The following is a 20,836-nucleotide window of genomic DNA, read 5'->3' on the forward strand; positions in this document are numbered from 1 at the left end:
AGATCATTGGAGACACTCTGTCTATGATACCTTTATAAGTTTTAGGTCTTTTTCTATTTAAAAAAAGGAGGAAAAAGGTATGAATTACAAAGATACAGCTGACAAATTGGTTCCGCTGCTTGGCGGGAAAGACAATATTATCAGTGCAACACACTGTGCGACACGTCTTCGGCTTGTCCTGCAGGATGACAGCAAGGCGGATAAAGGGGAAATTGAAGAGCTTGAAGGAGTAAAAGGAGCATTTGCAAGCTCCGGACAGTTTCAGATTATCTTCGGAACAGGCAATGTCAACAAGGTGTATGAACAGCTTCAGCCTCATCTCGGAGTTCAGGAAAAAGAGAATGTCTCGCATTCCGATGCTGTTAAACAGAAGATGAATCCTTTTGCCCGGTTTGCCAAAACCCTTTCAAATATCTTCGTGCCGATTATTCCTGCGATTGTCGCAAGCGGTCTTTTAATGGGGCTTCTGGGCATGATGAAAGCGTTCGAATGGGTGAGCGCTGACAGTGCCTTCATTGTGCTTCTTGATATGTTCTCGAGTGCAGCCTTTATTATTCTGCCGATCCTGATCGGCGTCAGTGCTTCAAAAGAGTTTGGTGCAAATCCGTACCTAGGGGCCGTAATCGGAGGAATTTTGACTCACCCCGCACTATTAAATCCGTGGGGTCTTGCAGAAGCTAAACCTGAATACTTGAATTTTGCAGGCATGGACATTGCGATGCTCGGGTATCAGGGGACTGTTATTCCTATCCTGCTGGCTGTTTACGTTATGAGTAAAATTGAAAAAGGACTGCGGAAAGTGGTGCCAAACTCAATTGATCTGCTTGTCACGCCGTTCCTTACCATCATTTCGACAGGTTTTATCGCACTGATTGCCATCGGTCCGCTTGGACGCGGTTTGGGATCAGGAATTACAGCAGCTCTCACATATGTATATGATACGGCAGGATTCCTTGCCGGACTGATTTTTGGAGGAACGTATTCTCTAATCGTTCTGACAGGCGTTCATCACAGCTTCCATGCAATAGAAGCAGGTTTGCTTGCTGACATCGGCAAAAACTACCTGCTTCCGATCTGGTCAATGGCGAACGTAGCGCAGGGAGGAGCGGGACTTGCCGTTTTCTTCATGACGAAAAGAGCCAAAACAAAAGAAATTGCCCTTCCAGGTGCCTTTTCTTCCTTCCTTGGCATAACAGAACCTGTTATATTCGGGGTAAACCTGCGCTACCGCAATCCATTCATCGGCGGAATGATCGGGGGAGCTCTTGGCGGTGCTTATGTCGTTTTCACAAATGTGGCAGCAAATGCTTACGGACTCACAGGCATTCCTATGATTGCGATTGTTGCGCCGTTTGGAACGGCTGCCGTTGTGAACTACCTCATCGGTTTTGCCATTGCGGTTGCAGGTGCCTTTATTGCCACGATGCTTCTTGGCATAAAAGAGGAAGAGAAGAAGTAGGATTTTTGGTTTAAAAGAAGAATGTGTAAGAAAAGAGAATCAGGCAGGGTCAGGGACTCTGCCTGTTTTTCCTTTCAAAACAGAAAGGTATGAGTGCGATGAAAAAAGGAATGATCAGTCTTGGAGAAGCGCTGATTGATTTTATACCGGTGGATTCTGATAATCTTGTGTATCAGAAGAGCCCAGGAGGTGCCCCGGCAAATGTAGCAGTCGGACTTGCAAGACTCGGTGCGCCTTCCTCTTTCCTCGGCAAAGTCGGGGATGATGTGCTTGGAACTTTTTTGAAGGATACGCTTCGGTCGTATGGCGTGAATACAGACCATATGCTGCTGACAAAAGAAGCAAAGACGGGGGCGGTCTTCATTACGCTCGCAGGAGATGGCGAGCGGTCCTTCGACTTTTACATCGATCCGAGCGCAGACCGTTTTTTGCATGAAGAGAATTTGGATGTGTCCCTGTTTGAAGAAAACAAAATCCTTCATTACGGGTCGATTTCAATGATCAGCGAGCCTTCAAAAAGTGCGACAGTTAAGGCGGTCGAACTTGCACGGCAGAACGGAATGATTGTTTCCTACGACCCCAATTTGAGGCTCGGTCTTTGGGAAAACGAAGAGACAGCAAAAGAGACGATTTTATCTATGTTCGACAAGGCCGATCTGATTAAAATTTCAGAGGAAGAACTTGAATTTCTGACAGGAGAATCCGACATTGAAAAGGGTGTGGGGAAACTATCTGTTTATAACATTCCGCTGCTGTTTATCACTATGGGAAGCGAAGGCAGCTATGCATTTACAAAGAATGGGGCTGTCAAAATCGACGCGATGAGGGTGAATGCTGTTGATACGACAGGTGCAGGAGACGCATTCGTATCGGGCATCCTTTATCAGCTGCACGAGCTTGAAACGCATCCGGGTGAGCTGGCTGCGGATGAACTGAAGCGAATCGGCCGATTTGCCAGTGTATCGGGCGGCCTTGCTGCATCTGTAAAAGGTGCTATGACCGCTTTGCCGACTCTTGGCGAAGTGGAAAACATTCTGAAAAAGAGATAAGGAGCTGAAGCGATATGACAAAGCGGGACGCTGAACTGAAAGAAGCCGCCTATTTGGAAGCGGAAATGAATAGAGAAATGGTTGAAAGCGATCCGTATCGCCTTAAGCACCACATTATGCCGCCGGTCGGTCTGCTGAATGATCCGAACGGCTTCATACAGTGGAAGGGTGTCTATCATCTTTTTTATCAGTGGATGCCGTTTAAGACAGGGCATGGTGCTAAATTCTGGGGACATTACACATCTCAGGATCTTGTGAACTGGAAGCACGAACCGATTGCACTCGCTCCGAGTGAATGGTATGAAAAGAACGGCTGCTATTCAGGCAGTGCAGTGGACGCTTTCGATAAAATGCATCTTTTTTATACAGGAAATGTAAAGGATGAGAACGGGGAGCGAGAGACCTATCAATGCCTGGCCGTATCTGAGGATGGTCTTCATTTTGAGAAAAAAGGCGTTGTAGCTGAGCTTCCTGAAGGCTATACCGCTCATTTCCGCGATCCAAAAGTGTGGGAGCATGATGGAAAGTGGTACATGGTTGTCGGTGCCCAGACAACTGAACTCAAAGGCCGTACAGCCATCTTCTCTTCTGAGGATCTTATGAAGTGGACCTATTTAGGCGACGTGGCGGGTTCTCATACAGAGCAGCTGGGTGAATTCGGCTATATGTGGGAATGCCCGGATTTGTTTCATCTTGACGGCAAAGACATTCTGATCGTCTCGCCTCAAGGCCTCAAGCCGCAGGGAATGCTGTATCAGAATGTTTACCAGTCCGGCTACTTCTCCGGGGAAATGGATTATGAATCGGCAAAACTGACGCACGGTGACTTCGCCGAGCTTGACAGAGGCTTTGACTTCTATGCACCGCAAACAACAGAAGACGAGAAAGGCAGACGCCTGCTGTTCGCCTGGATGAGCGTGCCGGATCAAGCGGAAGACAAACATCCAACTATCCCGCATAAGTGGATACACACCATGACATTTCCGAGGAAATTGTCGATGCGTGGAGAGAAACTTGTTCAGCAGCCGGTCGAAGAGCTGGAGGCATTGAGGAAAACAGAAGAGTCAGTGCCTGGCATCAGGCTGCAGGCGGGAGAGAAGCACCAGACGGCTGGAACTGTTTTTGAACTGAAGCTTGAGAACCTGGAAGTCGGTTCCGGCCTTTCCGTTTCCATTAAGAACAATGCGACTCTTCACTATTCCAGTGAGGAGAAAGTCTTTACGCTGACCCGCACAAGCTATGCTGACGGCCAGCCGGAATCAAGACAGTGCCGGCTGGAGCACCTATCTAACATTCATGTATTTATTGACACCTCATCCATTGAAGTCTTTATCAATGACGGAGAAGAAGTGTTCACAGCAAGATTGTTCCCGGAACCGGATGAAAAAAGCATCGTGGTCTCTGCAGAGGGAGAGGCGGCTTTTGATTTGAAGAAGTGGGAGCTGTGATGAACTCGGGTGACAGGTTTTTGATGGAATTGGAGCCCTGTAATCAGGTGCGGCTGGGTTATGGGGCAGCAAAAAAGGAAAATGGTGCCCTGTAATTTGGTGCGGCTGAAATATGGGGCAGCAAAAAGTAAAAATGGTGCCCTGTAAAGTGATGCGGCTGAAATATGGGGCAGCAAAAAGTAAAAATGGTGCCCTGTAAAGTGGCGCAGCTGAAATATGGGGCAGCAAAAAGTAAAAATGGTGCCCTGTAAAGTGGCGCAGCTGAAATATGGGGCAGCAAAAAGTAAAAATGGTGCCCTGTAAAGTGGCGCAGCTGAAATATGGGGCAGCAAAAAGTAAAAATGGTGCCCTGTAAAGTGGCGCAGCTGAAATATGGGGCAGCAAAAAGTAAAAATGGTGCCCTATAATTTGGTGCGGCTGAAATATGGGGCAGCAAAAGGTGAAAATGGTGCCCTATAAAGTGATGCGGCTGAAATATGGGGCAGCAAAAGGTGAAAATGGTGCCCTATAAAGTGATGCGGCTGAAATATGGGGGAGCAAAAAGTAAAAATGGAACCCTATAATAAAGCTCGGCTGAGATAAAGGGCATTACAAAGTCGCGCTGGCGGCACAGTGGACAGCACAACATCCAAAACAAAATCACCCGGCATCCGCCGGGTGATTTTTTCATAAATTACTTATCTCCATGCAAACGCAATGCAGCATGATTTGTCGGTCCAACGTATTCATTAAGCGGGAAGGAATGGCGGATTGCTGCCGTGATGAACTCTTTTGCTGTGTAGATCGCTTCTTTTACGGAAGCTCCTTTTGCAAGTTCAGCAGCAATCGCTGCAGAGTATGTGCACCCTGCGCCATGCGTGTAAGATGTGTCAATGCGCTCGCCTTCAAGAATCTGAAATTCTTTTCCGTCATAGAGCACGTCCACTGCTTTCTCATGATCCAGTTTGCCGCCGCCTTTTACAAGGACGAATTTCGGGCCCAGGTCAAAAATCTTTACAGCTGCTTCTTTCATTTGATCAACAGTTGTAATTGTACCAATTCCGCTCAGCTGTCCTGCTTCAAATAGATTTGGCGTGACAACTGTCGCAAGCGGAGTCAGAATCTCTCTTAGGGCATCCGCGAGGTCAGGATAAAGCACTTCGTCTGCTCCTTTGCAGACCATAACAGGATCTACTACTACGTTTTGGACATTGTGTTTCTTTATCGTTTCAGCCGCAAGCTTGATAATATCAACTGTAGGGAGCATACCGGTTTTCATTGCATCAACGCCGATGCCTTCCACAATGGTGGCTGCCTGAGCTTTAATTGTCTCAAGCTCCACAGGGAATACCTGGTGATGCCATTCGTTTGCAGGGTCCATCGCGACTACTACGGTCAATGCTGTCATTCCGTAAACGCCGCGCTCCTGAAAGGTTTTCAAATCTGCCTGAATGCCGGCACCGCCGCTGCTGTCTGATCCGGCGAACGTTAAGGCTTTTTTCATTGTCATAAGTATGTGTACCTCCATCCGGGTGATTAAGCGTAGCTTCTCTCCTATTATAACAATTTCAAAAAAGGTTAGCCATTTTGGTTGCAGTCAGCTACCTGATCAATGAACCGAATGAAAGCTATGAAAAATTTGCACAGGCCCTGTTTTTACTTTCAAAAGAGAAGCCGTTATCTGCAGGAGAGATTTGGTCTGTCTTTTTATCTCTGCATGGATTTGTCAGTCATTACTGCAAGGCGGGAATGTCCTATGAAGATGTGGAGCCGCTTTTAAAAAGCCACGTGCAGTTTTTAATGAAAGGCATCATCTAAATTTTTTTATTATTATTTGAACAGTGGTCAATTAAAATGGAGGCGGAGAAAATGAGAAAAGCAGTTGTATTTGGGGGCTCGGGCGGAATGGGATACGCGCTCGTTTTGGAACTTGTTCAGAGAGGGTTTTTTGTAACCGCTTTTGCAAGAACGGAGAAGAAACTGACGGATTTGTTTGGTCAAATGGACCGGGTGCGTCTTTTTACCGGAGATGCTCTGCAAGAGAAAGACGTGCAGGAGGCATGCAGAGGGGCAGAGCTGATCTTTCACAGCATCAATATGCCGTATCCGCAATGGGAAGAAAAGCATCCGGCCATCGTGGAAAACCTGCTGCGTGCGGCAAAAGAAGAGCAGGCAGTGTTTATTCTGGCAGATAACATTTACGCGTATGGAAGGCAGACAGGATTAACTGCGGAAACGGCAGTCAAAGCGCCGCATACGAAAAAAGGGAAGCTCAGACTCCTTCTTGAAGGGATGATAAAAGCTGCTGACGTGCCGTATGTAATCATTCATTTCCCAGATTATTACGGTCCGCACGCTGAAAATACGTATATTCAATATACGCTTGGCCAGATGCTGAAAGAGAAAAGAGCCATGTTTGTAGGTTCACTTGATTTGAAAAGAGAGTATATTTATACGCCGGACGGAGCGAAGGCGGCGGTTGAACTAGCGCTTACTCCTAAAGCGTTCCGGCAAAACTGGAACATTCCAGGATCAGGTACGATGAGCGGCAGGGAATTTATTGATATTGTTCGCGGACTGACTGGCTATGAGAAAAGTGTCATGCCTGTCGGAAGAAGGATGATTTCCCTGATTGGGCTTTTTGACAAAATGATGAAGGAATCAGTCGAGATGATGTATTTGACAGAAGAACCTGTTGTGCTGTCGGGAGCTAAATACGAAAAGGAGATTGGTCCAGTTCCTTCAACCCCGTATGAGGCCGGTCTCAGGAAAGTTATCGCTTCTATTCAAAAAGCCGGCAATTAAAACCCGCCGGCTTGCGTAGTACATGATACATCCATTTTCACATGAATGTCAGGGAAGAATATGCGGCCCTGCAGCTTGCTTTTGATGCATGAGAGAGGGTCTTCAGGAGCAGGCTCGGGTTTTGGTTCCGGTTTTGGCTTCGGAGCAGGCTTCGGTTTTGGCACAGGTTTTTCGGCCGGCGGTTTTTCATCATCCGCAGGAGGTGAATCTGCAGGCAGGGAATTTGGATAGTTGTTTGCTGCGGCGATTGCTTCAAAGGAGTGAGTAGAGTGCAGAATAATAACAGATGTGCCGGTTTGAACCTGATCAAAGAGATAACGGATTTCTTCATTGTGCATGCGGATGCAGCCTGCACTGGCGTAGGTTCCGATGGAGTTTGCGTTGTTATTTCCGTGGATGGCGTAAGTGGTTCCCTCCGTCCCAAGTGCCCTGAGGCCGAGCCACCTGTCGCCTAAAGGATTGCGGCTGTCTCCTCCGGGTATGTTCTCTTTGTAGTAGGGCCGATTTTTAATCTTATTGACAATTCGAAACGTCCCTTCCGGCGTAAAGGAATTGTCTCTGCCGGTTGCGACATGAAAGACGCGCATGAGCTTTCCATTGTCAAAAAAGGCCAGTTTATTGGTGCTTTTGTTGATGATGATAAGCTGCGGAATGCCGTCAGCTTTTGCCGGAAATGAAGCTTGAGAAAACAGGAAGAAAGCCGAGATTAACGCGAACAGCCATTTTTTCATTTCTCTCTAGTCCCCTTTTAGATGAATACAAGAAAAGATTACCAGACTGGATATGAGGATTGTGTAGAATCTTCTTGTCGAATGCTGATAAAGTAAGTCTGTCTTTACCGTTCATTCTATTCGTGAGACGCATCGGAGCGCATAATTGTTCCATGAGAAATAAAAAATAGGCGTGCCTCGTATGGACGAGACACGCCTCACATCTATATTGAGTAGGGGGGAATATAGATTGCGTGATTACTGCTGTGCGATAATGACAACTTTGCCTTTATCGAGTTCTTCTTCCATGTGTGCTGCTTCATTTTCCGTCAGGCCAAGTGAGGCCATTTTGGAACGCAGCTCATCTCCGCGTGAACGGAATACGTTTTTCATAGACGAGAAGACGCCTTGTTCTGATACGCCTACGCTTTCGGTATCTGTTCCCGATGTAAGATGCTTCGAGCGGTTCGGGTCATGGGCGAAAAGATAAATATCATCCTTTGTGAACCCTTCAACTTCAAGGTGATTGATTTTTTCGGTGGCTTGTACGCCGTTTTCAACAACGAATGTCTTCATAATCGATCTCTCCTTTTGTGCTGATGATGTATATTTACCCCGTGTCTTCATTTTTAAAACAAGCTTTCTAAAAGGCTGTTTTATTGTTGATTTCTATTCGTATCCGTTCCTTTCCGCTCCAGTCACTTGCTTTCCGCGGGGAGGAAGTGGAGCCTCCTCAGCTTCGCCTGCGGGGTCTCCACTTCCCTCTTCATCCCTTAGAAAAGCGGAAGCGCCCGTTTTGCTCCGGCAGTCAGATAAGAAATCACCCGAAAAGTCCGGGTCCCGCCTTTTTGGGGGATTTTGTTCTGACAGAGGAGCCTGAGCGCTGCAGCTGGACAAGGAGTCAAGTGCCTTCCGCTGCAATACACTTGGTTTGAACGTATCCCCTTAAAGCAAAAATTACAGCAAGATGGCCTGCTTATTCACTGCCAATACGCATCCCATGCCCGTTTATGATTTAATGGATAAAAGAAACCAACAGAATGAGGGGGATAAGCGTGCGAATTTCGATTGTCATTGTGACGTACAACCGGTTATATGCACTGGCGGATCTGCTTGAATCCATTGCCGGCCAGACCCGCATGCCGGAAGAAATTATTATTGTGAATGATGGAGGAGAGTCTGTTGACTCCCTAAAGGAGATTTATCATGAACTGCCTCTCAAGGTCGTTGATCTTGGCGAAAACTGCGGGCATGTTCATGCGAGGAATGCCGGGATTGAGGCGGCTTCCAGTGATGCCATCATGCTCAGTGACGACGATGATTATTTCACTCCAGGGCATGTTGAGAGGATGGCCCGGGAACTTTCAGACGGTGCTCAGTTTGTCTATTCAGATGTGGAAATTGTCACGTTTAAAGAAGAGAATCATGTCCGTCTGCCTGTGAGCAGGAGACTGTTTGCCTACACATATGATCCGGTAGAGATGAGACGCTTTTCAACCTATGTGCCGTCCGGCAGTCTTTATTTAAAAAGCATCCATAGTGAAATTGGCTATTTCGATCCGGAGGTCCACAATTATTGGGACTGGGATTTTTTCCTGAGAGTGTCTGAAGCATTTGCCGTGAAGCGGGTTCCGGTGGCCAGTGTCGTCTATGCCTTTTCTGCAGGCGGAAGCCATCAGTCTTTTTCCCTTAATGAAAAAAGGCAGTCCTTTCTTGAAGTCCTTTGTGAAAAACACGGGCTTGGAAAGCTGCCGCAAAAAAACTTCTTTGTGCTCCTCGAAGAGCCGGAGCTGAAAAAGAGAGAGGCCGAAAGCCGGATTGTCTGGGACGGAAGGCCGATTCGGTCAAGACTGGTTTAACTCCTGTGATGCGGGAGTTTTTTCTTTATGTTTGACATTTTTGCACGCTCAATATATTATATGTTTAAACATTTAAACTAACAAACAGAAGGAGACCTTAATTAATGAAAACAGTACTGATTACAGGAGCATCAGACGGCATCGGAAAAGAACTTGCTTATAAATATGCGCAGGATGGGTACCGCCTAGTCCTGGCTGCGCGCAGCGAGGGGAAATTGCAGAAGCTCGCAGAAGAACTTAAGCCTGCACCTGTCATCGTTAAAAGAAAAGATTTAAGCGATATGAGTCAAGTCCGAGAACTGCACGAAGAACTGAAGGCAGAAAGTGTACAGATAGATGTGCTCGTCAACAACGCAGGATTTGGGCTGTACGGAGAATTTGTCCGCACATCTGCTGAAGAAGAGCTCAATATGATTGACCTTAATATTAAATCCATTACGCTGCTTGCCAAGCTGTTCGCACCTGATATGGCCGCCAGAGGTTCCGGCCATATACTCAATGTTGCATCAACAGCTGCCTTTCAGCCGGGTCCGCTTATGGCTGTCTATTACGCCACAAAAGCATATGTGTTATCATTTAGTGAAGCCATAGAAAATGAACTTAAAGGGACAGGGGTCAGCGTTTCCGTGCTTTGCCCCGGACCGACTAAAACCGGTTTCAGCGACCGTGCCAACCTGGGCCAGTCCAAGCTTTTTAAAAGCGGGGTCATGGATGTCAAAGAGGTGGCGGACGCGGCTTATAAAGGGCTGCAAAAGAAGCAAACCGTTATTATCCCTGGACTGAAAAATAAAATGCTCGCAGCAGCCGTACGGTTTATGCCCCGCAAAACGGTAACAGGGGTTGTGAGAAAAACACAGGAACGTGCGTAAGAAAGGTGTGAAGTGAATGGGAGATCAGGCAATTGATACATTTCGATCTTGCATCCCATTATTCCATGCTCTCGGAGATCCGGCGAGACAGGATATTATTTTATTACTGGCAGAAACAGAGCGGCTGACCGTCAACGAAATTGCGGATCAGTCCAGACTTTCAAGACCGGCTATTTCTCATCATCTGAAAATCTTAAAAGATCAGGGCCTGGTTGTCACTGAACAGCAGGGAACAAAGCGCTTCTATTCTTTAACACTTGAAGATTCAGTTTCCATGCTGAAAAAACTGATCTCGTTAGTAGAAGAAACCTGCATGTGATTGGGGGAAACACAATTGAAACAGCTTCTTCATGACGGCTGGTGGCAGTGGCTTAAACCCGAATTCGAAAAATCCTATTATGCAAAACTAAGAGAATTCCTGAAAGAGGAATTCGCGTCTGAAACTGTCTATCCTCCCATGAATGATATTTTTCATGCTCTGGATGCAACATCATATGAGAATGTGAAAGCCGTTATCCTCGGTCAGGACCCTTACCACGGACCGAACCAGGCACACGGGCTGAGTTTTTCTGTGCAAAAAGGAGTGAAGCAGCCTCCTTCACTGCGCAACATTTTTCTTGAACTGAAGGATGACCTCGGTTACGAGCCTCCGGATCACGGCTGCCTCGAAAAATGGGCAGACCAAGGTGTGCTCCTTTTGAATACAGTTCTCACCGTGCGGAAGGGACAGGCTGCCTCGCATAAAGGTCAGGGGTGGGAGACTTTCACCGACCGGATCATTGAGCTTTTGAACGAACGGGAACAGCCGGTTGTGTTTATTCTTTGGGGAAAGCATGCCGCTGCTAAAAAAGAGCTTATTGATGAAAACAGGCATGTCATCATTGAGTCGCCTCACCCAAGTCCTTTTTCTGCACGCAGAGGGTTCTTCGGAAGCAAACCGTTTTCAAAAACAAACGAAGCACTGCGGAAACTGGGACGGGATGAAATTGACTGGGAAATAGAATAAGAGTAAACGCCTTGGCCATCCGTTCCCAGGCATTCTATATCTGCATGAAAAAAGGAGGTGCCTCTGCACCTCCTTTTTGTCAGTCATTAAATTCCGCCGGTTACGCGGTCATGATTTGTCACCATCAGCAGAATTTTACCCTCATCAAGCTTTTCTTCATATCGCTCAGCTTCATCCTTGCTGAATCCGATTTCTTCAAGCTTTGTGCGGAGCTCGTCTCCTTTTTTGCTGAAAATGTTGCCGACTGCGCTGCCAAGGCCCATTTCAGAAAGCCCGATTGTGTTGGCGTCCGCATTGCCTGCTACACGGTTGGTGCGCTCGTCATCGTGTGAAAGAATATAAATGTCCTGCTTATCAATACCCTGATTTTTCAGCTCAGTTACATCCTGCTTCAACATTTCATCATTTGTGTATTCTTTAACTGTCGGTTTCATATTCAATCACTCTCCTGTTTAGTAATACTGGTTATTTATCACCCGGGCACGGTAAGTAAACCTCTTTTTTTCAGGCGATGTGCAAAAACACCTGCTATAATAGGGAGCAAGGAATAAGAAAAGGGCAGGATATCAGATGAACGTTCAGCAGATCAACTGTTTAAAATGTGCACATTACTACGTGACCTGGGATAGACAATTTCCAAACGGATGCAGGGCTTTCGGCTTTAAATCAGCTGCAAGGCCATCTGCTGAGGTGAAAAGATCTTCAGGTGAAAACTGCTTAAAATATACGCTTAAAAAATCATAATGGAGGAACGAAGAATGGATATTCATATTTCAAAGCTGCTCGCAAAAATGGAAAGAGAGGTCCGCATGGCAATGAATGAATCAAGCGAGTCAGAGGTAAGAGAGCGTCTGCTTGCTGTTAAGACTCTTTGCGACCTTGTCCTTGAAGAGAGAAGCGGGGAGTCTCACGAACCGGTCAAACCGAAACTGCAGGCATCACAGCCTTCAGAAGTGGATGCTCTTCAGCTGCAGAAAATGATGGGCGCCACCTCCTTTAATAAGAAAAAAGAAGAGGAAGACAGCGGCGACTCCCTTTTCGATTTCTAATTATCCGTTGACGAATACGCTTCCTGCCTTTGCATTGCAGGTGCGTTAAGGTAAGATGAAAGCAGAGCTTAGATTTCAAAACCGGGGAGAAGATAATTGTGAAACTATTTTTAATTCTTGCTGCAGCAAATGCGTTCCTTTCAGTGGCACTCGGTGCATTCGGCGCACACGGACTTGAAGGGAAAATTCCTGAAAGATACTTGAACATCTGGGAAAAAGCCGTCACCTATCAAATGTTCCACGCAGGCGGCCTGTTCGTCATCGCGTTTCTCATGGACAAGCTTCCGCAGGCAGGCATGCTGAACTGGGCGGGGTGGCTGATGTTTATCGGCATTCTGCTGTTTTCCGGAAGCCTGTACGTTCTTGCTGTTACGCAAATCAGTGTTCTTGGAGCCATTACTCCGCTTGGAGGACTTTCCTTCCTTATTGCCTGGGTAATGATTATTATTGCAGCCGTGAAGTTCCTATAATTAGTGTTAAAGAGCTCCGCCTGAGGCGGGGCTTTTTTCATTGTTAAGGTAATTATAAAAAATAAAAGGCAGTTGATAAGATAACAAAGATATCATCGGCAAGCGGAAGCGCCTAGATCCTCTGTCAGAACAAATCCGTCAAAAAAGGCGGGAACCGGACTTTTCTGCCGGATTCTTATCTGCCTATCGGAGCGGGCCTTGGCGCTTGCGCTTTTGTACTGAGGCCGGCCTAATCAGCAGGAAGAGTTCTGTCCGCCTTTTTGCTACCCTTAAAATTCTGCTGCATGGTAAAATAAAGAAAAAGGAAGGCGGGAGAAGAGTGAAGAAAATACTGACGATTATTGCGGGTATCATGATCATTGGAGGGCTTGCCGGAGGGTTAAGCTCCATATCAACCATCTACAAAATGGTGTCAGAAGAGAATCAGCAGTATTACGAGCCATATGGTCTTTTTTATATTCAGATGCTTCCCGGCCTGTCTATTTTTGTATACCTGATGATCGGCGGCAGCCTGCTTCTCGCCGTATCGGCTTTTTTAAAGCGATATGAGGACAGGACAAGTATCATGGAGAGCTATGTCCTTACACTTGTGAAAGAAGAGCCCAAACTATTGCAGAGTACGGTTTCACAGGCAGAACAGGAAACAATTGCCCTTTTTAAGCAGGAAAAGCAAAAGGACGTATCGCTTGACGATACGGGTGAAGACGATCGCTATTATTGGAAAGGATAAAAAAGAGCATACACGGTATATGCTCCAAAGATCAGACCTTATCTAGGCGAATAGGACGCCATGTCGTATGGATAATAATAGGCGATCTCCTCATCAAACGTAATGTAATCAAGGTAAATGGTCAAAAGCAGGTACCTTTTGGACGTTTTCGGATCACTCAGAATGATATGATCGCGGCCGGCTGCTTCAATCACGCCTTTAAAGATTTTTGAGTTCCACTCTTTGCTGTTTTCAAATGTCATGTAAATCGTCGCAACTTTACCGCGGTTAAGCCTAAGAATGTTTTCCACATATGATTCTTCAAGCGGCAGCATCCCGCCCTGTGCCTGAGTCGGAGTCTGCTGCTGCCCGCCCTGCATGCCCTGCTGTCCGCCGCCCTGCTGCTGTCCAAATTGCTGCTGCTGTCCAAACTGCGGCTGCTGCTGACGGTAATCATATCCATAAGGATTAAAGCCTGCTCCAAACTGATTGAAACCTGAATTCATAATAACCCTCCTTAATCAGTAAGAAATGAATAAACACCAGAATCATTTGCCCCTGGTGGCGCAAAGAAGCAGTGTGACCGGATGAAAGATCAATCTCACTCATTTATAGGTATGAACGGAGAATAAGCGTTATGACACAAAAAAAGCCCCTGCCTGATCCGGCAAGAGCTTGTGAACGTTAAATATGGAAGTAGCTGTACAATTTATCTTCAGGCAGAATATTTCCGACAAAGAATGTGCCAAACTCGCCGTAGCGCGCGCTCACTTCATCGAATCTCATCTCATATACAAGCTTTTTGAATTGAAGCACATCATCTGAAAAAAGTGTTACGCCCCATTCAAAATCATCAAATCCGACAGATCCTGTAATGATCTGCTTTACTTTGCCGGCATACTGGCGGCCAATCATGCCGTGGCTGCGCATCAGGCTTTTGCGTTCTTCCATCGGAAGCATGTACCAGTTGTCTTCGCCGTTTCGGCGCTTATCCATCGGATAGAAGCAGACGTGCTTCGCTTCAGGAAGGGAAGGATACAGACGGGCAAGAACCTGCGGATTCTGATATGGATCTTCTCCTGCAGGAAGATAATTGCTGAGTTCCACAACTGACACGTAAGAGAAGGTTGGAAGGGTGTAATCAGCAAGCTTTGATTTATTAAACTCTGTTTCAATGACATTCAGTTCTTCCATCGTAGGGCGCAGAATCATCAGCATAAAGTCGGCTTTTTGTCCGACGATCGAGTACAGTGCCTGACTTCCCTGCTTCTGCTCATCTGCAAGTCCCCATTTTTCAAGCAAACCCTGAAACTCATAAATGGCTGACTGGCGTTCATCGCTGCTTGCCGTCTTCCAGAGCGCCCAGTTCATTGCGCGGAAATCATGCAGGCAATACCAGCCGTCAAGTGTTTGTGCAGCTTCACTCATGTACGTTCACTCCGTTTCATCATACTTATTTACGCTATTTACTATACCACAGTTTGTCCATCGAATAATGAAATCAGACTCTGCTGCACATATTAAATAGGGATGTTTAAGTGTAAAATTGTTTGTCTATTTAGAAAATAAAGAATTTGTCTTGTAAGCGCTGCATTGGTCCGGGCTTGTTTGAATTTGCCTGAAAGTGGAGTATCCTTGTCTGTAGAGTGTTTGTTTTTAACAAATTAGGAGGTTTTGGAATGTCTGATTTATTTAGTCTTTTAAAAGAAAAAGTATCAGGAAAAGAGCTGAAACTTGTTTTCCCTGAAGGTACGGATGAGCGTATTCTTACAGCTGCAAACCGTCTTGCCGGAGAAGGCATTCTGGTCCCGATTCTTGTCGGAAGCAAAGATGAGATCACGAAAAAAGCGAATGAACTGAATCTTACGCTTGAAGGTGTTGAGATCTATGATCCTCAAACGTTTGAAGGCATGAATGAGCTTGTGGCATCTTTTGTAGAGCGCCGCAAAGGAAAAGCGACAGAAGAACAGGCTCAAAAGATTCTTTTGGATGAAAACTACTTCGGCACAATGCTTGTTTACACAGGACAGGCACACGGCCTTGTAAGCGGAGCGGCGCATTCAACAGCAGATACTGTTCGCCCGGCTCTTCAGATTATTAAAACAAAAGAAGGCATTAAAAAAACATCAGGCGTGTTCATCATGGTGCGCGGCGATGAGAAATATGTCTTTGCAGATTGCGCAATCAACATTTCCCCAGACAGCCAGGACCTTGCTGAAATTGCCATCGAAAGCGCAAAAACAGCTGACATGTTCAACATCGAGCCGAGAGTGGCGATGCTCAGCTTTTCAACAAAAGGCTCGGCTAAATCACCGGAAACAGAGCGTGTAGCGGAAGCTGTGAAAATTGCGAAAGAAATGGACCCGACGCTCGTGCTTGACGGAGAATTCCAATTCGACGCTGCGTTCGTACCGTCCGTAGCAGCTTCTAAAGCTCCGGATTCTGTACTGAAAGGCGACGCTAACGTATTTGTTTTCCCAAGCCTTGAAGCTGGCAACATCGGCTACAAAATCGCTCAGCGCCTGGGCAACTTTGAAGCAGTAGGCCCAATTCTGCAGGGACTTAATGCACCGGTAAACGACTTGTCTCGCGGATGCAACGCAGAAGATGTATACAAACTTGCATTGATTACTGCAGGTCAGGCAATCTAAAAGAACGGAAAGAGACAGCGGCTGCTGTCTCTTTTTTCTAAAGCCCATGCTATAATAAACATGTTTATAAACGCTAAGGAGTCTACGAAGATGTCTTTTGAAACACTGTTGAAACAGGATGAATGGAAAATTGTCGACCAGTCCAGTCTCGGGCCTCATTTTGATGCGAGGCAGTCCTTTGCCATGGACGACACCTTATGCACGGCTGTCGGAAACGGCACATCGCCTGCAACGGCGAGAACATGGGTGCACCACAAAACAATTGTACTCGGCATTCAGGATACAAAGCTTCCATATCTGCAGGATGGCATTGCTTTCCTGAAGGAGCAGGGCTACCGCGTCATCGTCCGTAACTCCGGCGGTCTCGCTGTTGTATTGGATGAGGGTGTCCTCAATATTTCGCTTATTTTTCCTGAAACAGATAAAGGAATTGATATAAACCGCGGCTATGACACGATGTGGGATCTGATCAAACGGATGCTGAAGCCTTATAATGCGGAGATTGAAGCACGTGAAATAACCGGTTCGTACTGCCCGGGCAGCTATGACCTCAGCATCGGCGGGAAAAAGTTCGCAGGGATCTCGCAGCGGAGACTGCGCGGTGGAATAGCCGTCCAGATCTATCTGTGTGCAGATGGAAGCGGCTCAGAGCGTGCTGAGCTCATCCGCAGATTTTATGAGCTAGCCAAAAAAGGGGAGCAGACAAAATTTGCGTATCCGGAAATTGTCCCGGAAACAATGGCTTCATTAAGCGAGCTGCTTCACGATGAGATCAGCGTACAGTCGCTGATGCTTTCTTTTCTGAAGACACTGAAGGAGCTGAGCGGAAGAATCTATTCAGCATCCCTTTCTGTTGATGAGCAGGTGCTGTTTGAAAAAAACCTGCTTCGGATGTATGACCGGAATGAGAAGGTATTCGGGACCGTTCAATAGATGGCAAAAAGCAGGCAGGAGGGGAGTTCCTTGCCTGTTTTTTTGTACTCGTCTTCCCTGTACAAAGTTTGTGCTGCTAACCAGGATTAAGAGCACTTTAGTATCTTCCCAGAGAAGGGTTTGTGCTACTAACAAGGTTTAAGAACACTAACGCATCTTCCCAGAGAAGAGTTTGTGCTGCTAACCAGGTTTAAGAGCACTAAGGCGTCTTCCCAGAGAAGGGTTTGTGCTGCTAACAAGGTTTAAGAACACTAACGCATCTTCCCAGAGAAGAGTTTGTGCTGCTAACCAGGTTTAAGAGCACTAAGGCGTCTTCCCAGAGAAGGGTTTGTGCTGCTAACAAGGTTTAAGAACACTAACGCACCTTCCCAGAGAAGAGTTTGTGCTGCAAACCAGTTTTATGAACACTAACGCCCCATCACAATCTGCCGTTAGAGCTCCAAAACTCTTTTTCAAGCACTTTCTCCTTACGAAACAAGAGCATTCAGCCTTTCAATCTTCAACAAAAAAGATGCCCCATCAGGACATCTTTTTTATCACTCCGCCAGCTTCTCCAAATTGCCGTTCCGGTCCATTTTGAACTTTGTGGCCGGACGCTCTTCTTCTTCAAATAAGACAAGCTTTCTTGCACGGTTCATGATTTTCATGAGTGTTTCGTAATCTTCCTGCACCATGACGGTATCCTGCTCAAGCTGTGATACTTTTACGGCAAGATCCTGGTTTCGCATGGAAAGCTCGTAGTTTTCTCGCTTTAATCTCTCATTCTCAAGTTTGAGCGCATTTACGTGCTCGTTTGACTGAGAATATGATTCTAGAAATGAAATGACCTGGCTCATGGTCAGTTCGGCTGATGGTGAAGGCACCGAAGGCACAGAAGGTCTGCGGGCTGTAAATGGAATCTCATAAGTTTCTTCCATGTGCACATCTTCCTGGTAGGCAGGGTGTGTCACAGCAGGCAGTTCTTCTTGTTCATAGACAGCCGTATGAATTTCTTCAGGTACAGGTACATTCTCAGTTTCAGGCGGAGAGTAGAGCAGCTGCTTTTTGGCAGGCTGTCCTTTTCCGGCTGCGCGCATTTTTTGCTTGCGCTGTTTTTTGGCAAGCTGAAGCGCTCTTTCATAGTTATGGCGGACAACGGCGTTCCAGCGGAATCCGCAGGCGGCCGACGTGCGGTTAAGCTTGTCTCCTACTTCTTCAAAGGCATTCAGCTGAGTGCTTCCTTCACGCACATGGCGGAGGACGGTTTCAGCCAATAACAGATCATCTTCTTCTGACCAGGCGTCTTGTCGCTGTTTCATGTGTTCCAACTCCCTTAATAAAAGTGTAGATAGAATAATTTCTTAAGATGCGAAGCAGATAAAATGTGCATCCGCTTTTCATTAGATAAATAGTTGTGTATTTTCTTGTTACCATTCTGGCCAGATTGGGCGGGTTTTATACAAAAACTTTACAAGGATAGTAGATTTTCCAAAAAGGGATTCTTTCTAGAAGTTATTTCCCCCTGCTTGCATTGGCGTTCAAATAGCTGTAAAATACCAAATAGTGTTTGAACGTGATTCACAGAAGGAAAGGGTTGTAAGACAGTGGCAAATGAATTCAGAATATGCGACGATTGCCAGGCAACCAACATGAAGACGTTGCTGCCGCGCCTGAAAAAAGTGGATCCTGATGCGAAAATTGACATCGGGTGCCAGTCATACTGCGGTCCAGGCAGAAAAAAATCGTTTGCGTTTGTTAATAACCGTCCGCTATCAGCTCCGAATGAGGACGAGCTGATCGTTAAAATTGAAACAAAACTGAAGAAATAATATCACCATTGGCACATCCTGCAGTGGTGATTTTTTTATCGGATTCATTTTGAAAATAATGGTTGAAGCCATCATTTCCAAATCGATATAATGGATACAAGTCAAGATGGAAGAGGGAACTTTAAGTGGCCATTAGCGGAAAGCTTTCTGAGGAAAAAGTGTTTAAAGATCCGGTACACAGATACATCCATGTAAGGGACAAGCTGATTTGGGATCTGATCGGAACGAAAGAGTTTCAAAGGCTCCGCAGGATCAGACAGCTCGGAACGACCTACCTTGTCTTCCACGGAGCAGAACACAGCCGGTTTAATCATTCTTTGGGAGTCTATGAAATTGTGCGGAGAATCGTAGATGACGTGTTTAAAGGACGTCCTGAGTGGAATGATGACGACAGGCTTCTTTCGCTTTGCGCAGCCCTTCTGCACGATTTAGGGCACGGTCCGTTTTCACATTCATTTGAAAAAGTGTTTCACATGGATCACGAAGTCTTTACACGGGAGATCCTGACGGGTGATACGGAAGTGAATGCCGTCCTGCGAAAGATGGGAGACGATTTTCCGAAAAAGGTTGCCGAAGTGATCGGCAAAACGTATGAGAATAAGCAGGTTGTCAGCCTTATTTCAAGCCAGATTGACGCCGACCGGATGGATTACCTGCAGCGGGATGCTTATTTTACGGGAGTCAGCTACGGACATTTTGATATGGAGCGGATTCTTAGAGTCATGAGGCCGCGCGAAGATCAGGTGGTCATCAAGCAAAGCGGGATGCATGCTGTAGAAGATTACATTATGAGCAGGTACCAAATGTACTGGCAGGTGTATTTTCATCCTGTCACACGGAGTGCAGAGGTTATCCTGACAAAAATTCTCCACCGTGCGAAGCAGCTTCACAAAGACTACTACACATTCAGGCAGGACCCGGTTCACTTTTATTCGATTTTTGAAGAGGAAGTCACCACGGAGGATTATCTGAAGCTTGATGAGTCCGTTGTGATGTACTATTTCCAGCAGTGGCAGGAGGAAGCAGATCCGATTCTGAGCGATCTTTGCAGGAGGTTCATGAACCGGAATCTGTTTCAATATGCGGAGTTTAATCCTGCTGCAACAGTGGAAATGAAGAAGCTGATGGAGCTTACAGCTTTGTTTAAAAAAGCAGGCATTGACCCTGACTATTATCTTGTAGTGGATTCATCATCTGATCTTCCTTACGATTTTTACCGTCCGGGAGAGGAAGAGGAGCGTCTTCCGATTCATCTGCAGCTGCCAAACGGAGATTTGCGGGAGCTTTCCCGCCAGTCGGAGATTGTAGATGCGATATCAGGGAAGCGCAGAACCGACCACAAGCTGTATTTTCCATTAGATCTCATAAAGGATATGTCATCAAAACGAACAGCGAAGAAACGGATTATGGAATTGCTGAATGTTTAGGCCGGGAGCGGACCGCTTCAGTACACAATAAAAAGAGAGAGATACTGTGAAAATACAAGGTTAGGAGTGTTGGGGTTTGCTGAATGAACACGCAAAGCTGATGAAGGTCTTTTCTTCTTCGGGTGAGATTACCGGGCGGAAAAAGCTGCAGAAGATGATCTACATAGCCAAAAAGATCAATCTTCCTTTTTATGAAAAATATGATTTCCACTTTTACGGACCGTATTCAGAGGAACTGACACTAAGAATTGAAGAGCTCTGCAATCTCGGGTTTTTAAATGAAATGCATGAGAAAAAAGGCGGGTATTTTCAGTACCGCTACTCCCTTACAGAGGCAGGCGAAGAGTTCCTTGCCAATTATGAGCCGGACATGCCGCCGATGCAGGAATGCATGCAGGATTTAAACGGTCAGTCCGCCAGATTCCTCGAGCTTGTCTCGACCGTTCTGTACTTCGATTCCCTTGAAAAAGAGGAAGTAAAAGAAAAGGTCTTTACACTGAAGAGCAAGCAGAAATATACAGAAGAAGAGATCGGCCAGGCGTATGAGTACATAGAGGCAATTCGTACGAAGGCTTTTCAATAGAAAATCCCCCGGGGCTTTGCCG

The 20,836-nt window shown here is 46.3% G+C and carries 25 protein-coding genes; 18 read left to right on the forward strand and 7 right to left on the reverse strand.

Translation table 11 applies throughout. The features are described from left to right. Nucleotides 1-79 precede the first annotated feature (79 nt). The 3 genes from ACTSEZ_RS15010 to ACTSEZ_RS15020 all read left to right on the forward strand — a co-directional run bounded on the left by ACTSEZ_RS15010 (nucleotide 80) and on the right by ACTSEZ_RS15020 (nucleotide 3,956). Nucleotides 80-1,459 (forward strand): sucrose-specific PTS transporter subunit IIBC, encoded by a 1,380-nt coding sequence (locus ACTSEZ_RS15010; protein ID WP_369735010.1) that lies wholly within the window; start codon nucleotides 80-82, stop codon nucleotides 1,457-1,459. A 98-nt stretch (nucleotides 1,460-1,557) separates the two neighbouring features. Further along, on the forward strand, nucleotides 1,558-2,508 hold the full coding sequence (locus ACTSEZ_RS15015) for a carbohydrate kinase family protein (RefSeq protein WP_369735011.1): 951 nt from the start codon (nucleotides 1,558-1,560) through the stop codon (nucleotides 2,506-2,508). Nucleotides 2,509-2,522: 14 nt separating this feature from the next. Then, nucleotides 2,523-3,956, forward strand: coding sequence for a glycoside hydrolase family 32 protein (locus tag ACTSEZ_RS15020; RefSeq protein WP_369735012.1), 1,434 nt, complete (start codon nucleotides 2,523-2,525; stop codon nucleotides 3,954-3,956). 673 nt (nucleotides 3,957-4,629) lie between these two features. Here the strand turns inward: ACTSEZ_RS15020 and ACTSEZ_RS15025 are convergent. Continuing rightward, nucleotides 4,630-5,445, reverse strand: a complete 816-nt coding sequence (locus ACTSEZ_RS15025; RefSeq protein ID WP_369735014.1) for a bifunctional hydroxymethylpyrimidine kinase/phosphomethylpyrimidine kinase — start codon at nucleotides 5,443-5,445, stop codon at nucleotides 4,630-4,632. Between the two features lie 77 nt (nucleotides 5,446-5,522). On the opposite strand from ACTSEZ_RS15025, the gene ACTSEZ_RS15030 reads away from it, so the two are divergent. Next, nucleotides 5,523-5,753, forward strand: a complete 231-nt coding sequence (locus tag ACTSEZ_RS15030; RefSeq protein WP_369735016.1) for a hypothetical protein — start codon at nucleotides 5,523-5,525, stop codon at nucleotides 5,751-5,753. A 51-nt stretch (nucleotides 5,754-5,804) separates the two neighbouring features. Beyond that, the gene (locus ACTSEZ_RS15035; protein WP_369735018.1) at nucleotides 5,805-6,740 is read left to right on the forward strand and encodes an NAD(P)H-binding protein; all 936 of its coding nucleotides are present in this window, start codon (nucleotides 5,805-5,807) and stop codon (nucleotides 6,738-6,740) included. Here the strand turns inward: ACTSEZ_RS15035 and ACTSEZ_RS15040 are convergent. Together ACTSEZ_RS15040 and ACTSEZ_RS15045 are read right to left on the reverse strand one after the other, a co-directional pair. Further along, nucleotides 6,737-7,471: a L,D-transpeptidase gene (locus ACTSEZ_RS15040; protein WP_369735020.1), complete on the reverse strand. Its 735-nt coding sequence runs from the start codon at nucleotides 7,469-7,471 to the stop codon at nucleotides 6,737-6,739. The genes ACTSEZ_RS15035 and ACTSEZ_RS15040 overlap by 4 nt on opposite strands. Nucleotides 7,472-7,708: 237 nt before the next feature. Next, a complete protein-coding gene (locus ACTSEZ_RS15045) occupies nucleotides 7,709-8,026 on the reverse strand; it encodes a YflT domain-containing protein (protein WP_035207519.1) in 318 nt (105 codons plus the stop codon). A gap of 479 nt (nucleotides 8,027-8,505) precedes the next feature. On the opposite strand from ACTSEZ_RS15045, the gene ACTSEZ_RS15050 reads away from it, so the two are divergent. The 4 genes from ACTSEZ_RS15050 to ACTSEZ_RS15065 all read left to right on the forward strand — a co-directional run bounded on the left by ACTSEZ_RS15050 (nucleotide 8,506) and on the right by ACTSEZ_RS15065 (nucleotide 11,184). After that, nucleotides 8,506-9,309: a glycosyltransferase family 2 protein gene (locus ACTSEZ_RS15050; RefSeq protein ID WP_369735022.1), complete on the forward strand. Its 804-nt coding sequence runs from the start codon at nucleotides 8,506-8,508 to the stop codon at nucleotides 9,307-9,309. A gap of 104 nt (nucleotides 9,310-9,413) precedes the next feature. Further along, nucleotides 9,414-10,178 carry an SDR family NAD(P)-dependent oxidoreductase gene (locus ACTSEZ_RS15055; RefSeq protein ID WP_369735023.1) on the forward strand — a complete coding sequence of 255 codons (765 nt, stop codon included), beginning with the start codon at nucleotides 9,414-9,416 and terminating at the stop codon, nucleotides 10,176-10,178. 16 nt (nucleotides 10,179-10,194) lie between these two features. Then, complete coding sequence (locus ACTSEZ_RS15060; RefSeq protein WP_029283208.1) at nucleotides 10,195-10,497, forward strand: ArsR/SmtB family transcription factor; 303 nt, start codon at nucleotides 10,195-10,197, stop codon at nucleotides 10,495-10,497. Nucleotides 10,498-10,512: 15 nt separating this feature from the next. Further along, nucleotides 10,513-11,184 carry a uracil-DNA glycosylase gene (locus ACTSEZ_RS15065; protein ID WP_369735025.1) on the forward strand — a complete coding sequence of 224 codons (672 nt, stop codon included), beginning with the start codon at nucleotides 10,513-10,515 and terminating at the stop codon, nucleotides 11,182-11,184. 86 nt (nucleotides 11,185-11,270) lie between these two features. On the opposite strand, the gene ACTSEZ_RS15070 is transcribed toward ACTSEZ_RS15065, so the two are convergent. Beyond that, nucleotides 11,271-11,618 (reverse strand): YflT domain-containing protein, encoded by a 348-nt coding sequence (locus ACTSEZ_RS15070; protein WP_369735026.1) that lies wholly within the window; start codon nucleotides 11,616-11,618, stop codon nucleotides 11,271-11,273. A 136-nt stretch (nucleotides 11,619-11,754) separates the two neighbouring features. On the opposite strand from ACTSEZ_RS15070, the gene ACTSEZ_RS15075 reads away from it, so the two are divergent. The 4 genes from ACTSEZ_RS15075 (at nucleotide 11,755) to ACTSEZ_RS15090 (ending at nucleotide 13,433) form a co-directional block, all read left to right on the forward strand. Beyond that, nucleotides 11,755-11,928 carry a uracil-DNA glycosylase gene (locus tag ACTSEZ_RS15075; RefSeq protein ID WP_369735027.1) on the forward strand — a complete coding sequence of 58 codons (174 nt, stop codon included), beginning with the start codon at nucleotides 11,755-11,757 and terminating at the stop codon, nucleotides 11,926-11,928. A gap of 14 nt (nucleotides 11,929-11,942) precedes the next feature. Further along, entirely contained in the window at nucleotides 11,943-12,233 is a 291-nt protein-coding gene (locus ACTSEZ_RS15080) for a YwdI family protein (RefSeq protein ID WP_369735028.1), read from the forward strand. 98 nt (nucleotides 12,234-12,331) lie between these two features. Further along, entirely contained in the window at nucleotides 12,332-12,703 is a 372-nt protein-coding gene (locus tag ACTSEZ_RS15085; protein WP_029283218.1) for a DUF423 domain-containing protein, read from the forward strand. A 319-nt stretch (nucleotides 12,704-13,022) separates the two neighbouring features. Then, nucleotides 13,023-13,433, forward strand: a complete 411-nt coding sequence (locus ACTSEZ_RS15090; protein ID WP_369735030.1) for a hypothetical protein — start codon at nucleotides 13,023-13,025, stop codon at nucleotides 13,431-13,433. A 38-nt stretch (nucleotides 13,434-13,471) separates the two neighbouring features. Here ACTSEZ_RS15090 and gerQ read toward each other — a convergent pair whose 3' ends face one another. Together gerQ and hemQ are read right to left on the reverse strand one after the other, a co-directional pair. Continuing rightward, nucleotides 13,472-13,918, reverse strand: coding sequence for a spore coat protein GerQ (gene gerQ, locus ACTSEZ_RS15095; protein WP_369735031.1), 447 nt, complete (start codon nucleotides 13,916-13,918; stop codon nucleotides 13,472-13,474). Nucleotides 13,919-14,096: 178 nt separating this feature from the next. Next, on the reverse strand, nucleotides 14,097-14,840 hold the full coding sequence (gene hemQ, locus ACTSEZ_RS15100; protein WP_029283224.1) for a hydrogen peroxide-dependent heme synthase: 744 nt from the start codon (nucleotides 14,838-14,840) through the stop codon (nucleotides 14,097-14,099). Nucleotides 14,841-15,091: 251 nt separating this feature from the next. On the opposite strand from hemQ, the gene pta reads away from it, so the two are divergent. Together pta and lipL are read left to right on the forward strand one after the other, a co-directional pair. Beyond that, nucleotides 15,092-16,063 (forward strand): phosphate acetyltransferase, encoded by a 972-nt coding sequence (gene pta / locus ACTSEZ_RS15105; RefSeq protein WP_369735032.1) that lies wholly within the window; start codon nucleotides 15,092-15,094, stop codon nucleotides 16,061-16,063. A 90-nt stretch (nucleotides 16,064-16,153) separates the two neighbouring features. After that, nucleotides 16,154-16,996, forward strand: a complete 843-nt coding sequence (gene lipL, locus ACTSEZ_RS15110) for an octanoyl-[GcvH]:protein N-octanoyltransferase (RefSeq protein WP_369735034.1) — start codon at nucleotides 16,154-16,156, stop codon at nucleotides 16,994-16,996. A gap of 536 nt (nucleotides 16,997-17,532) precedes the next feature. On the opposite strand, the gene ACTSEZ_RS15115 is transcribed toward lipL, so the two are convergent. After that, nucleotides 17,533-18,294, reverse strand: a complete 762-nt coding sequence (locus ACTSEZ_RS15115; RefSeq protein ID WP_369735035.1) for an RsfA family transcriptional regulator — start codon at nucleotides 18,292-18,294, stop codon at nucleotides 17,533-17,535. Between the two features lie 285 nt (nucleotides 18,295-18,579). Between ACTSEZ_RS15115 and ACTSEZ_RS15120 the strand changes: the two genes are divergently transcribed. The 3 genes from ACTSEZ_RS15120 (at nucleotide 18,580) to ACTSEZ_RS15130 (ending at nucleotide 20,814) form a co-directional block, all read left to right on the forward strand. Next, the gene (locus ACTSEZ_RS15120; RefSeq protein ID WP_029283232.1) at nucleotides 18,580-18,804 is read left to right on the forward strand and encodes a YuzB family protein; all 225 of its coding nucleotides are present in this window, start codon (nucleotides 18,580-18,582) and stop codon (nucleotides 18,802-18,804) included. A 125-nt stretch (nucleotides 18,805-18,929) separates the two neighbouring features. Beyond that, a complete protein-coding gene (locus ACTSEZ_RS15125; RefSeq protein WP_369735036.1) occupies nucleotides 18,930-20,231 on the forward strand; it encodes an HD domain-containing protein in 1,302 nt (433 codons plus the stop codon). Between the two features lie 76 nt (nucleotides 20,232-20,307). Beyond that, on the forward strand, nucleotides 20,308-20,814 hold the full coding sequence (locus ACTSEZ_RS15130) for a YwgA family protein (protein WP_369735037.1): 507 nt from the start codon (nucleotides 20,308-20,310) through the stop codon (nucleotides 20,812-20,814). Nucleotides 20,815-20,836 lie beyond the last annotated feature (22 nt).

It is taken from the genome of Metabacillus mesotrionivorans, assembly GCF_052171315.1.
Classification (GTDB): Bacteria; Bacillota; Bacilli; order Bacillales; family Bacillaceae; genus Bacillus_P.